The sequence below is a fragment of the Halalkalibacter akibai JCM 9157 genome, assembly GCF_000513135.1.
Lineage (GTDB): Bacteria > Bacillota > Bacilli > Bacillales > Bacillaceae_D > Halalkalibacter > Halalkalibacter akibai.
The window spans coordinates 1-14616 of sequence record NZ_BAUV01000005.1 but is presented as its reverse complement, the minus strand read 5'-3'; the positions used below and the strand labels follow the sequence as shown (position 1 = coordinate 14616).

9 protein-coding genes and 2 pseudogenes are annotated in these 14616 nt (G+C 36.4%); 3 read left to right on the top strand and 8 right to left on the bottom strand.

Translation table 11 applies throughout. The features are described from left to right. Positions 1–208: 208 nt before the first annotated feature. Complete coding sequence (locus JCM9157_RS04565; RefSeq protein ID WP_052012942.1) at positions 209–1681, bottom strand: arabinan endo-1,5-alpha-L-arabinosidase; 1473 nt, start codon at positions 1679–1681, stop codon at positions 209–211. A 346-nt stretch (positions 1682–2027) separates the two neighbouring features. Here JCM9157_RS04565 and JCM9157_RS04560 point away from each other — a divergent pair, with 346 nt between their 5' ends. Further along, positions 2028–3326 carry a glycoside hydrolase family 27 protein gene (locus JCM9157_RS04560; protein ID WP_035662660.1) on the top strand — a complete coding sequence of 433 codons (1299 nt, stop codon included), beginning with the start codon at positions 2028–2030 and terminating at the stop codon, positions 3324–3326. A gap of 126 nt (positions 3327–3452) precedes the next feature. Further along, positions 3453–4388: an ArsR/SmtB family transcription factor gene (locus tag JCM9157_RS04555; protein WP_035662659.1), complete on the top strand. Its 936-nt coding sequence runs from the start codon at positions 3453–3455 to the stop codon at positions 4386–4388. A gap of 506 nt (positions 4389–4894) precedes the next feature. Here the strand turns inward: JCM9157_RS04555 and JCM9157_RS04550 are convergent. From JCM9157_RS04550 to JCM9157_RS04530, 5 genes and pseudogenes are all read right to left on the bottom strand, one after another. Then, a pseudogene (locus tag JCM9157_RS04550) lies at positions 4895–5865 on the bottom strand (glycoside hydrolase family 43 protein). 171 nt (positions 5866–6036) lie between these two features. Beyond that, positions 6037–6879 carry a carbohydrate ABC transporter permease gene (locus JCM9157_RS04545; RefSeq protein ID WP_035662657.1) on the bottom strand — a complete coding sequence of 281 codons (843 nt, stop codon included), beginning with the start codon at positions 6877–6879 and terminating at the stop codon, positions 6037–6039. Positions 6880–6958: 79 nt separating this feature from the next. Then, complete coding sequence (locus JCM9157_RS04540; protein ID WP_035662656.1) at positions 6959–7834, bottom strand: carbohydrate ABC transporter permease; 876 nt, start codon at positions 7832–7834, stop codon at positions 6959–6961. Positions 7835–7915: 81 nt separating this feature from the next. Further along, a complete protein-coding gene (locus JCM9157_RS04535; RefSeq protein WP_035662653.1) occupies positions 7916–9301 on the bottom strand; it encodes an ABC transporter substrate-binding protein in 1386 nt (461 codons plus the stop codon). A gap of 127 nt (positions 9302–9428) precedes the next feature. Beyond that, the gene (locus JCM9157_RS04530; RefSeq protein ID WP_035662651.1) at positions 9429–10769 is read right to left on the bottom strand and encodes an arabinan endo-1,5-alpha-L-arabinosidase; all 1341 of its coding nucleotides are present in this window, start codon (positions 10767–10769) and stop codon (positions 9429–9431) included. A 379-nt stretch (positions 10770–11148) separates the two neighbouring features. Here JCM9157_RS04530 and JCM9157_RS04525 point away from each other — a divergent pair, with 379 nt between their 5' ends. Beyond that, positions 11149–11799 carry a YesL family protein gene (locus JCM9157_RS04525; protein ID WP_052012941.1) on the top strand — a complete coding sequence of 217 codons (651 nt, stop codon included), beginning with the start codon at positions 11149–11151 and terminating at the stop codon, positions 11797–11799. A gap of 51 nt (positions 11800–11850) precedes the next feature. Here JCM9157_RS04525 and JCM9157_RS25980 read toward each other — a convergent pair whose 3' ends face one another. Next, positions 11851–12735 (bottom strand): LamG-like jellyroll fold domain-containing protein, encoded by an 885-nt coding sequence (locus JCM9157_RS25980; protein WP_369384697.1) that lies wholly within the window; start codon positions 12733–12735, stop codon positions 11851–11853. Between the two features lie 27 nt (positions 12736–12762). Next, positions 12763–14209, bottom strand: a pseudogene (abnB, locus tag JCM9157_RS25185) (arabinan endo-1,5-alpha-L-arabinosidase AbnB); the annotation flags it as partial. Positions 14210–14616 lie beyond the last annotated feature (407 nt).

The following is a 14616-nucleotide window of genomic DNA, read 5'->3' as shown; positions in this document are numbered from 1 at the left end:
CTCCCTTAGTTAAATAGCTATCAACATGTCTAGCTTAAAAATGTACTAACTTCCCAACTTGTACGTATAAGTTAACTTCATTATAAAATAACTTCGAATCTTTTTACAAGCAAATTTTCTCTATTTAATAAAACTATAAAAATAAAAACAGGGTTACCCAAAGGTTCGTATTTTTACCTTCTAAGATAACCCCTCTTTCTACATTTAGTTAATCATGGACCACTAACTTCCCCCAGATCGCTTCACCATAACGCTGATTTAAACCTGAAAACACAATCGTCTCATTCCAATTTTCCCAATCCCAAGCTGTTGCCACTATAACAGAATCTACCCAATAGTCATTAGGCGCTTCATCCGGAGCGTGCCAATAAAGCCTTAGAATATTGTCGTTAGTTAGTTCCCAGTAATCTTCACTTGTTTCATCATTTATTTTTCCATTTTCTAAGAGCGTTAGCTTTTTGGAAAATGTTATCCGATCATCCAACCGATCAAAAACAATCTGTTCCCACTCACCTATGATATTGCCACTTTTAATCTCTTGTTCAGTTTCTCCCGCATATCGTTGCGGAGAAGCAATAGGCCAACCATCTTCTGTCCAAAATAACTTTCTAACGTGCAAATGAGACCAGAACTTATTTCTTTCTACTCTAGCGTTATGAATAATAAAATAATCATCTCCGTCTTTAAGTAGTCCGTTATGACCTGTCCCCTGCCAATCGTCACCATTCTCGAATCCGTACGGCCCAATAATCTTCGTTCCTACATCAGGTGAACCCGTTCTAGTAGCTATATCTACTAAATCATTGCCATTATAATCAAGGTAAGGTCCGGTAATCTCTTTTGATCGACCGATCCGGACATTATACGTATCCTCAAGCCAACCATAAGATAAAGTCAAATAGAAATAATCCAATTCGTTATTGTACATAATCGCAGGGCCTTCTAGTGGCTGATGAAGATCACTTCCTTTGTTTGCAACCATTGTCCCTTGATCTCCTGGATTCATAAGCTTTCCTGTTTCACGGTCCAATTCAGTTATGAAAATTCCACCTTGGTAAGAACCAAATACCATCCAAGGCTGATCGTTTCTATCAAATACAATTCCAGGATCAATAGCATTTACAGCATAATCATCTTGCACAGATGTTTTAAACACTTCTCCCCGATCTACCCAAGGACCTTCAATTGAATCACTTGTAGCAAGTCCTATAAATGAATTTTTTGTACCAAACTCAGAAACCGAATAATAGAGGTAGAATTTGTTGTTCATTTCCACTACATCCGGAGCCCAAAAAATAGTTGCTCCATTAGTATGCTCACTAACCTCTTCTGGTACAGATTCAAAAACCCGACCAACAAATTCCCAGTGAACTAGATCAGTAGATTTCCTAACCATAATTCCTGGTGTAGGATCGGCTCCTACCATATAATCAGTAGAAAAAACATAATACGAATCATCCACTTTAATGATCTCTCCATCATGTGTATGGTTTGTCGTCCACTTACTTTCATTAAACAAGATCGCTTCATTTACCATGTTAATCGGTTCGTCAGCTGGAGCAAGTGGATATTCGATCTGCGCTAGACTATGCTGGTTGGAACCTCCCCCAGCCACAACGACAAAACCAATCACTACAACTATAAAAATAACGAAAAAAATGACTACTCTCTTTTTACTCACATTTACCTCTCCTTCGCACAACAAGTTAATACATATACTAATTATTAATAAAAACATAAACCTAATGACAAAAGCACATCAACTTTGATACCGTTTTCAATTATTTTTTTAGAACAATTTTCGGTCTTTAATTAATATTATAAATCATGAATCCTTATCAAGACAAGTTTTTTAAAGCTTTTAGATTCTCCTCTCGTTTGTAAATTATCCTTTTATTCTAATAGCCTTTTATCATTTTTTCTAATTATTATTAATAAAAACATTAATATATTACCTTATTTATTATATAATTAACGTGTATAGGCTAATAGTTTACTAGTTCGCAATAATAGTAGGGAGGTTTATGATGAAGCATCAAACATTTGCTTTAACCCCTCCAATGGGGTGGAATAGTTGGGATTGTTACGGTGCTAGCGTAACAGAAGCTGAAGTAAAAGGAAATGCAGAATACTTAGCTAGAAACTTAAAAAAATTCGGTTGGGAGTATATCGTTGTAGACATTCAGTGGTATGAGCCAACAGCAAATTCTTCTAGATATCACCCGTTCGCTTCATTAACTATGGATTCTTATTCTCGTTTGATTCCAGCCGAGAATCGCTTTCCTTCAGCAAAAGACGGTCAAGGTTTTAAACCTTTAGGAGACTTTATCCATGAATTAGGGTTGAAATTTGGTATACATATTATGCGTGGTATCCCTCGGCAAGCTGTTCACCAAAATGCAGCTATACTCGGAAGTGAGGCCCGAGCAAGAGATATCGCACACACTAATTCAATCTGTCCATGGAATACAGACATGTATGGAATAGATGCTAGTAAAGAAGGAGCACAAGAGTATTACAATTCTCTTTTCAACCTCTATGCTGAGTGGGGAGTAGACTTTGTGAAAGTGGATGATATCGCCGCATCAAAACTTTATGATACTCATCTTGAAGAGCTCACTCTCATTCGTCATGCGATTGACCAATGCGGTAGGAAAATCGTCTTAAGCCTCTCACCTGGACCAGCTCCATTACAATACGCAGAAGAACTTAAGGCAGCTGCAAACATGTGGAGAATGACTGATGACTTCTGGGATCAATGGGACTTATTGTATAACATGTTCGAACGATGCGAAAAGTGGGAAAAGCATGTTGAAACAGGATCATGGCCTGATTGTGATATGCTTCCTTTAGGACATTTAGGTATTCGTTCAGTAGACGGGCCTGGTGGTGACCGGTGGACCAGATTCACTAAAGAAGAGCAAGTTACTATGATGACCTTATGGAGTATATTCCGTTCCCCTCTTATGTTTGGAGGCGAGCTAAGAGATAACGACGACTGGACATTATCTTTACTCACAAACGAAGAAGTATTAAATGTCCATAAATTTAGCCATAGCAATCGTTTGGTTTACCGAAAAGGAGACCAAGTAGTCTGGATGGCCAAAGGAGATAGACAGGCTACGTATGTAGCACTTTTCAACATAAGTGATTCTCCTTCGAATGTATCGGTTTCGTTAGAAAGGCTTGGTTTATTTAAAAAACAACAAGTAAGAAATTTATGGTCTAAAGAAGATCTAGGAACCATTGAAGACAAACTAGATTTCTCCATTGACGCTCACAGTTCAATGCTATTACAACTAAACACAATTGGAATTGCAGACTAGTTCAAGTTTATATTTTGAATAATTGTAAGAATGTTTATATGTGCGATCTTTATTGTTATACTAATACTATTAAATCGATGGATCAAACGTTGTTATTTTATTATCAAGAAAATGTGGAGGAACATTATGCAGTTAGATATATCAACTAAATCTCTTCCAGTTTACGAGGCTCTTGCAAGTCAGGTCAGACTCTCCATTATTCAGCATTTAACCACACGCTCTATGAATATTAGGGAGCTTGCTACAGCAACTGGATTAAGTAGTGCGATTATGACCATGCATACTAAAAAATTAGAAAAAGCGAATATTATCCGAACAGAGATGGTTCCCGGAAAAGCTGGGATTCAAAAATTATGTATTCTAAATGTTGATAGACTTGAAATCCTTTTTCCGATTAAGGAAGCGAATTTCAATGAATTTCATCACACAGAAGTTTCAGTTGGGCACTATACTGATTTCGTAGTAGAACCAACCTGTGGCCTAGCGACACTAGAAAAGATTGTTGGGGAATTCGATGAACCTCGCTACTTTTTAGATCCAGAACGCGTAAATGCAAAAATACTCTGGTTTAGCAAAGGCTATGTTGAATATAAAGTACCTAACTTTCTACTCGGTAATCACAACCCACGCGAGCTTGAAATTTCTATGGAATTATCCTCAGAAGCTCCGTTTACTAATGAAAACTGGCCTTCAGATATTTCCTTTTACTTAAACAATGTCAATTTAGGCCACTGGACAAGTCCAGGGGATTTTGGCGACAGCCGAGGTAATTATACTCCTGAATGGTGGCCAAGAGTTATTAATCAGTATGGATTGTTAAAATGCTTGCGAATTACCTCGAATGGTACATTTATGGACGGAAACAGAATATCAAATGTGACAATTGATGATGTAAGAATCCGCGATAAACAATGGACATTCCGAATTGCCGTTTCAGACGAAGCTGAGTATATAGGTGGAGTCACGATATTCGGGTCAGGCTTCGGTAATTACAATCAAGATATTGACTTTCGCTTATACTATTCAAAGGAAGAACACCCTTCTCAACCTTTAGAAAAATAACCTTTATTAAACCCTCTCATAATTGAGAGGGCTTTTTCTGTTTCTAATCTAAGTGAATTTAACCAACACTCTTACGAATGAAAACAAAAATAAAATAGACCATCAAATTTAATATTAATTTGATGGTCTATGTAAATATTATCTCGAAGGGTTTACAAAAGCCGTTACCTAACAGGCAGCTCTTTTAGGATTATTGGTTTTTCGCAAGCCGTATCACGTTCCATAACGCTTTTGACAATTTTGCTTTCAATACCGTCTCTAAGAGCAGAAATTCCACGGGAATGAGGCTTTACCTTTTGCCTCTCAACCGTATTAACAGCCTTTAAAATGTAATTAACATTTAGCCCACGAGTAACGCATCTTCAAAATTATAGACATCTTCCAATTGAGGTGTAGCAATTGACTAAGGTTCAATTTTGTATCAGCATCATTGGAATAATACAAGCAAAGATTAATCGTTTTCTTACTGCGTTTATTCGCTTTAACGACGAGGTCATTCCGATCTATTAATTGTTTACTAGCTTACCGTCTGCTACAGGCACTCCAAAAACAGGCATGCTTGATCATCCCAAGTAAATGCTTGCGCTCTTGTATGACGATTAGGGTCATACAAAGGGTCACCTTCTATCTCCTTGTAATTTCTAGCGTGATAAACAATAACATCTGTAGTTCCATCCTCCGAAACTGTAAAACTATTGTGGCCAGGACCATATTGACCTGTTTCCACATTTGTTTTGAATACAGGAGTAGGATGCTTCTTCCATGAAGTTGGATTCATAAGATCACTAGTTTCATCAGCAATCAATAAACCCATACAATAGTTGTAATCTGTCGCACTAGCAGAAAAGGCAATATAAATGTTGCCATTTCTTTTAATAACAGCCGGTCCTTCATTAACTAAGAAACCAATCTTCTCCCAATCGTGCTCTGGTGTAGCAATCATGACAGGCTCACCAATAATCGTCCACGGATTTTCCATAGGTGCAATATAGAGATTAGAATTCCCTTTAATTTCTGGATCTTTTTGCGGCCAAACCAAATATCTAACTCCTTGGTGTTCAAAAGTCGTCGCATCAAGGGCAAAACTCTCCCACTTCGTTTTTATTTGCCCTTTTTCAATCCAATTTCCTTCTAGTGGGTTCTCAGCGTCCGTTTCGAGAACAAACATACGGTGGTCAAATAAACCTTCATTTGTTTCGGCTGTTCTTGCCGCTGCAAAATAGATATACCATTTCCCATCTATAAAATGAATTTCAGGGGCCCAAATGTTTGCACTCATTGGTCCAATTTCATATTTTTTCCAGACAGTAACAGCCTTAGCTTCTCCCAATCCCTCAATCGTTTTTGAGCGTCTTAACTCAATACGATCGTATTCTGGAACGGAAGCTGTAAAATAATAGTATCCATCCGTATGTTTATATACCCAAGGATCTGCTCGTTGCTCAATGATTGGATTTGTATACTCTCTATTACTCATAAGATCTCTCCTTTATGATAGTAAGTGTTTTTGTTTAAAATTAATAAATACATTAATATCTAACGTGCAAAAAACTCTAATAACCGGTAGTATATAACTCTTCAACCTCCAAAAAGATAATTGTAAAGCTATATACTACTTATATATTAACTCTTAACGAAATATTCATTATTATCCTTTAATACCTGATACCGCAACCGATTCAATAATTTGTCTTTGGAAGATAACAAAGACAATAATGATAGGAACCATCGCTACAAGTGAAGCTGCCATAATTAACGGGAAATCGTTTTGAATGGCATAGTACGCATTAAAGTTTGCAATCATTAATTGAATAGGCATTTTCTCTCTTGAAAAAATATAAATGAGCGGTCCTAGATAATCATTCCAAACTCCAATGAACCATAAGATTACTTGGGCTGCAATTGCCGGTTGAATAATCGGCAGAATAATTTTCCAATAGATGCCGAACATTGAACTTCCATCTATTTTTGCCGCTTCGATTAATGCGTCTGAAATTCCATTTAAATATTGTCTTAGAAAAAATAACATAAAGACATTTCCTAGCATCGCAGGGACTACTAGAGGTAGTAACGTGTCTATCCAGCCAATTTGAGAGAATACTAGAAATTGTGGAATCATTACAACCGGGAATGGAATCATCATTGTTGCCAATAACATCAAGAAGATTCCTTGTTTGTATTTAAATTTCATCTTTGCAAAAGCAAATGCAGCTAAACTAGTGGCAAATGAACCAATTACAATGATTGGTATAGCTATTTTCAAACTATTGATAAAACCTAAATGTAGTGGAGCTTTTTCCCAGATTTCAATGTACTTTGTCCATACAAACGGATCAGGAATCCACTTTGGAGGCATAATCAATGTATCTCGGTTATTTTTTAATGATGTCGACAGCATCCAAACTAGTGGACCTAGCATGGCTACCGCTCCTACACTTAGAAAAATATGAGCCATGAAATTTTTTACTTTTGTTCCTGCACTTCTCCCCATTGCTAATGGTTCATTTCTTTTTGAGTTGAGTTTTTATTCACATCCGTAGGTGTATCTTTCATCTTCTCCACCCCTTGCATTATTCGTGAACCCATTTGGTAGATAATTTAAATTGAATAAATGTAACAACAAACATAATTAATCCTAATACCCAAGCTAATGCACTAGCATATCCCATTTCATAATAAACAAATGCTTTTTGCCATAAATAAAATACGATGGATGCAGCAGCATAATTCGGTCCACCATCTGGCGCCATAATTTGGATTTCTACGAAAATTTGTAATGAATTAATAATACCTGTAACAACTAAGAAAAACGTAATAGGTGTTAAAAGCGGTACCGTTACATAACGATACTTTTGAAAGAAGTTAGCTCCATCAATTTCAGCAGCCTCATATAATTCTTTTGGAATATTTTGCAATCCAGCTAAGTAAAAGATTATCGTGATTCCAATTCCTTTCCATACTCCCATAATGATAATGGCAGGCTTGATCCAAGTTTCATTCCCTAACCAGTTTGGCCCTTCAAGTCCAACCAGTCCAAGAACATAGTTCATAAGACCATAATCTGTGTTGTAAATCCACTGCCATAAAATAGTAATAGCAACAATAGACGAAATTGCCGGTAGGAAGTAAATCGCACGGTACCACGCTGTTCCTCTAATTCCTTGATTCATCCAAATAGCAATAATTAAAGAAAGAAATAAACCGATTGGAACACCAATTAAATAAATAGCAGTATTCCCTAAAGATTGCCAAAATCGACTATCTGTAAAAATATTAATGTAGTTCTTAAAACCAACCCAGTTAGCTGACTGCAGAATATTCCAATCAGTGAAACTGATGTAAATGGAATAAATCATTGGACCAGAAGTGAAAATAAAAAACTGGATCAATAATGGTAAAATAAAAAAGTAGGCTAATATATTTTCCTTTTTCAGTTGCGGATTCACCTGATACCACCTCACAGGTATTAGAATATAATAAGAAGTAGGGCAGAAACGGTTGGTTCCGTTTCTAGCCCTTCAGATCATTTAGTTGTTTGCTCTTGCTCTTTCTGCTTTTGCATTTGATTCATCTAAAAGCTCTTGTAACTTTGGTTTCACTTCTTGTACGTATTGTTCAGCTGTCTTTCTTCCTTCCCACACGTCAACAACTGTTTGTAGGAAGTAATCATACCATTCACCATCATAAGTTAACTCAGCTGGTAACGGCTGTGATTGTCCTTTAATAATATCAAGGAAAACATGCTTGCTCTCAGGCTTAAAGTCTGCATTTAAATATTCCTCTTCAGCCATTTCAATAATATTTGGAATTGTAGCGCCACGCTCCATTAGGTTACGTTGTGCATCTTCATCAATTGCTAAATAAGACGCTAAAGCAAATGCTTCTTCTGGATGTTTTGTATCTGCTGAGACTGCAAATCCTAATGATCCTAACCATGTAATGGATTCACCAGTTCTTGGACTCTTTGGCCAGTGTTGTAAATCATAATCAAAATCTAATTCCCAGAATGCCGCTTGATCCCATGGACCCATTGGGAACATAGCCACTCCTCCGTTCAACCATCTTGAGTAACTATTAGAAGATTGTTCTTGTTCTTGCGAAGGAACTACACCATGAACTAAACGTAAATCTGCAACATATTGTAACGCTTCAATGAATTCTGGAGTATCAATTGTAATTTCTGTTGCATCTTCGTTTAACCAATGTGCGCCATTTGAGTAAACAGCAGGTTCAATCCACCAGAATCCAGCTCCAAATTGTTCTACATTACGCGCATCAAAGTCAGGATGAGCTGCATTGTTACCGTTTTTATCAATTGTTAATTGTTTTGCTACCTCAGTAAATTCATTCCAATCATACGGGTTATGACTGTCTGGATATTCAACACCAGCAGCATCAAATAATTCTTTGTTATAAGCATAAGCGAACGGACCTACATCCTTTGGCATCGCGTAAATGCGGTCATCAATTGTATATCGAGAGATTCCACTTTCCCAAATCGCATCAATATCAAACACTTCAGAAGCCTCAACCATCTCTGTAATATCTAGAACACGACCTGTATCAACATAAAAATTAGCATCTCCAGCACCTAAATAGAAAATATCAGGTGTGCGGTTTCCAGCCATTAACGTCTGTAAACGAGTACTATAATCATCACCAGGAGTTACAACAAAATCCACAGTAACATGAGGATATTCCTCTTCAAACTCATCAATAATCGTTTTGTAGATTTCCTCTTCATGAGGTTGTGCCCATAGATTTACCGTTAAAGTAATAGGACCTTTTGAACCTGAGTCTGAAGAATCTGAATTCGAAGACCCTGAGGAAGATTGACCATTCGAACAACCAAATAATGCAATACTCATTACTAGTAATAATAGGAACCCTTTAAACCATTTTGTTTTTGACATTGTTCATTAACACCCCTTATTTTTTTGTTTGTAAAGCATATCTATTGAAAAAGGGAATCCCTTTCATCAATCGCCCTAGTTAGTTAATAATTATATTTAATATTAATAATTGCATTAATCATTAAATCTATTCTATCTTTTTCCCAAACATACATGTACCATTTGCATCCATCCCTGTAAAAACAAGAGTTTCACAATCTCTTTCCCAATCCCAGGCTTTGAGTATTTTCAATTCAGCAACTTCATTAATATTATCATCTTCATGAAAGAGCTTACATGTATAGATGTCAGTTTTTATCCAGTTATATATTTCATTGTTCATCTTTAATTGATGATCAGCAAGAAATTGTAAGTCGAAAGATTCATGAACTCCTTCAACGAGTCGTTCAAACTTTACCGCATCCCAACTACCAATAATTGCGGTCGAGTCTATCCTCTCTAAAACCTCACCTGTATATCTTTCGGGCGAAACTAGTGGCCAACCGTCTTCTGTCCAAACGATTCTTCTGATATGGAGACAAAATATATCTTTCTTCTCTAGCATTCTAGCATGGTGACAAATAAAATAGTCTCCGTCTTCTTCTAAAATAGAGTTATGACCCGGCGCCATCCAACCACCGCCATCTTGAAACTTATAACCAGCTAAAATTTTAGTGCCTATTTCATCAGATGGACGAGATGTTATATCTGCTAAATCCAACCCATTATAATCTAAAAATGGTCCTGTAATTTCAGATGATCTTCCTACTCTTACATTATAATTAGAAAATAACGAGTCATATGAAACAAACAAGTAATACATATCCTCTTCATGACGATAAATCATATAAGGACCTTCGACTGCACCTTCCTTTGTTTCATTCTCTCTTCTAGCAATACATACTCCTTCACCAGGTTCTAATAACTTACCAGTACTCCTGTCCAATTTCGCGGCATAGATCCCTCCGAAAAAAGAACCATAAATCAAATATGGATGCTGATTGCGATCGAATACAATATTCGGGTCAATCGCATTAGGACGGTCAGTCTTACTCGTTTTATATACTTCACCTTGATCTATCCATGGACCTTCCATTGAAGTACTTGTGGCAACCCCGATAAAAGATTGATTCGTTCCAAACTGTGAAGCACAGTAATATAAGAAATATTTATCATCCCATTTAGCAACTTCTGGAGCCCACAGGCCTTTTGCTTCAGTCCATTCATAAGCAGTTTGCGGCACTCCCTCAAATGCGCGACCCACCCACTCCCAATCTAGTAAGTTAGTAGATTTACGAATTTGACCTCCTGCATTTAATTCGGAATTAGATGAACTAGTTTTTGTATCTGTTGATAATATGTAATATACACCATTATCTGCAAAAATTGAAGGATCGTGCGAGTTGTACACTGTCCAATTTTCGACATTTTCATCAAGGGCTCGACTAAATTCACTTAAATACTCTGAAGGCTTCTTTGGTCCTTTCATCTCCTCACTCCTTACTTAACTCCATCTCCAAAAACATTATTTAGTTAACATTAATATTAACGTTATTTGTTTAAGTAATACTTTTGTTAACTAAGTTAACTTCAGTATAGGCATTTATGAATGCGCTGTCAACATTTTTTTCTCAATTTAAAATCTTTAATAATGCTCCTATAAACACCTGATAAATCCAGCTTTTTATCGTTTTTACAATTAATTTAACTCGAAAATACATTCTTATAATTCATTCTTTATAATAGTAAATAAAAACATTAATGTATTTATTATAATAGTTAATATTTATATAACCATAACTAGAATATTTACTGTATAATGGAATAAACCAACGAAAATGAATTCAGCTTAAGAGTAGGTGCGACTTATGGAAACTAAAATGAATTGGACTGGAAAACTATTACATTATCTCGAGTGGGGTGTACGTGTTGCTTACTTAAATGTGCTTTGGATAGCATTTACACTACTCGGGCTTATCGTCTTAGGCTTTATGCCTGCAACAGCAGCTATGTTTTCTGTTTTACGAAAATGGTTTAGGGGAGAACAAGATATTCGACTTTTTTCAACATATTGGCAGTATTACAAACAGGAATTCCTGAAGATTAACGGGATTGGTCTAACTTTACTCTTAATCGGGGCTATTCTATATGTGGATATGTTCTTTCTTGTCTCTTTTTCCCATTGGGTCTCTACCATTCTTCTTTTTATTCTAGGGGTTATTAGTTTTTGTTATGTGATTGTACTCATTCACATTTTTCCTGTTTATGTTCATTTCAGATTATCATTTTTTCACTACTTTAAATACGCTTTGATGATCGGCTTATACCAGCCTTTTAGAACTTTTCTCCTCGTTATTGGAACGGTTCTTATCACATATTTACTGTTTTCGTATCCAGGAACTTTATTATTGTTCTCAGGTTCTTCAGTTAGTGCTTATATCATGTGGCTATCACTTAAAGGTTATGACAAGATAGCACACCGTTACGGGAAATTGTTAGATAATACCAAAGATGAGTAAATAGTACTTTTAGTAACAAAAATCGGTAAGCCAAGGGCTTACCGATTTTTGTTACTTTACTTTAGCTAGTAATTCAATCTCCTCTGAAGAGATTGCAACATCATTAAAAATTTTAACCTCATCCATTAAACCTTTAAATGGCGTATCCCAGTAATTTACCCCTAAACCAAATGCTGAATTTGTTGATGTAAACACATTCGGGAAATTATTACCATTAAATGTTTGTTCTCCATTAATATAAATCATTAATTCTCCTTCATCGACTGTAAATGCCAAATGTGACCATTGATCTTTCTCAAGCTTCAGTCCTGTACCTGCGTCATACCACGAAGTTCCTGACCAAATCATTGTGTCATTATTTACTCCATCATGACCTCGAGGAACTAAACTGACCCAACTCGTATCAGATCTTGCCCCGAAGAATGCGGTTGTATAATTCGTAAATTCCTCTGGTTTTAACCAAAGTGAAACCGTATACGTATGACTTGAAATCAATCCATCCGGAAGACGAATCCCAGATGAACCATTAAAAACAGCAGCTTGGTCCTTTACACCCTCTGTAAATGTTATCGTACCACCATCATTATTCATTCGGTTACCCGTTACTTTACCTGCACCGAAACTCTCAACGACGCTACTATTCTCCAAATTTCCGTCAAAGCTATAATGAGCGACTAATTGTCCTTCATTTCGTTCAAGCACAGTCACGGTGAATGATTTAGTTCTTGTCACTTGACCTTTTTTAATCGTTGCTGTTAACGTCACAATTTCATCACCCGCATTTACTTCAGGTCGATTTACAGTACCTGTCGTGGAGATTACTTCTTTATTGGAGGATTCCCACGTAATTTCTGTTGCTCTGGTTGCCTTTGTCGGCAGCACTATATTACTAATGATTGTTGTTTCAAGTTGTAATTCTTGATAAACCGCATCCACTATTTCTTGATCCGTTTTACTTTCAACTTGACTTCCCCAAACAGCTATTCCTTTTTCAGATAAAGTTGTAAACGTCATCACAAATCTTTTAGATGTCGGATCCCATTGACGTAGGAATACTCCCTTAAATGTTGAATCATCAATGTTAAGTTCAACCTCGTTATGCCCTGTTGTTTTCCATGTCCCCGTCACTGCTCCAGAAATTTTATTATTTTTTTCCAAGCGGATCAGTTCTGACTCTGCGATTTCAGCCGTAATATCTTTTCCATGATTAATATATTTATATTCTCCGATCACATCTTGTCTATTTACCTTTTTAAGAGTTTCCCCCGCATAGCGGTATGGTGCGATAACAGGCCAGCCGTCTTGGTTCATAAACATTTGATGTACTCGTATTTCATGCATCTCCCCTTGCTCAGGAAAACGTGTATGGAAGATTAAATAGTTATTTCCAGTTTCTTCATCATAATACACAGAGTTATGCCCTGGTGATACATATCCAGTTCCAATTCCAGATCCCGGATCGCCTATTTCACGTTTAAATAAGAAGTTCCCCATTTGTTTAACGCCATATGGTTCTATCGAACGGTCATCAAAAAGAGGAAGACTTGGGTCGGATTTAACATCTGTCATTGCGTTTCCTTCGGCGTCATAGTAAGGTCCATCTGGATTTTTAGAGCGTGACACGCATGTTATATCCACCAATTGCATCAAGACCACCGAATGTTACATACAGATAGTAGTAACCTGTTTCTGGACTATACTCAATGTATGGAGCTTCAATTCTACTATGATTTCCTCCCAGCAAGTGAGTTCCGTATCCCTGCCCTTCTAACGGAAAACCTGTTTCAGGATTCATCTCTAATATGTAAATTCCTCCTGAATAAGAACCATAAACCATCCACAATCTACCTTCGTTATCAAAAAACGTATCTGGGTCAATTGCATTCGGATGAATGGTTGCGTCATAAATAGTACCATCAGGGCTTTCTTCTCCCCACATACCTGATTTCAAAAAGACTCCTTTATTTTTATAAGGGCCTTCAATATTATCAGCAACCGCTATACCTAAAGCAGAGCGAGGAGCATCTCCTTGACAAGCGTTGTAATACATATAAAACTTACCATCTTCAAGCTGAATCACATCTGCAGCCCAAAGAGTATTTGAATTCGCCCACTCTAGCGATTCTTGAAGTTCTTCAAACACATTAGGTATTAGAGGATTACCTTCATGAACGTGAGTAGAGATTTGCTCCCAGTTCATAAAATCCTTTGTTTTCGCAGATGCTAAGTGAGAACCAAACACATAATAAGTATCATCTACTTTTATAACAGAAGGGTCGTGGACCGATGCCTCAGTAAATGAAGGAATTTCACCTGTATCATTGACATACGGACGGTTACTATTATCTTTCCCCGTTGAAGCAAATGCCGTAATTGGTATTACTAGAGCGATTAGGAACAAAGCGATCATTTTTTTATATAGCCGAATTTTCATCTTATCCTCCTCTTAATTAAACCCACAAAAGTAAGCCCTTTCATTTTGAACATAGCAAAAGACCAGCGACACTTTTACTAATAGCTTAAAAGAATATTAATACCTCCTTTCTTTTATGTTTTCACAACATTAATATAAACATTAACAATTTATATTAATGTTAACTATCTAACCGTACAATATTATCTCCTTATTCTCAATATGTCTATTTTCCTATCAATCAACCTGTACTTCCTAATCTACTGCACGATTTAGGGAATAGAATATCCTAGTAAATTAACTTTTATCCAATGTTTATGTATTATAAGATTAGATTTATCCCCAAATGATTCTAAAGACTCATAAAATATAAATATTTTAATATAATATTTGGCTTTTTCTTA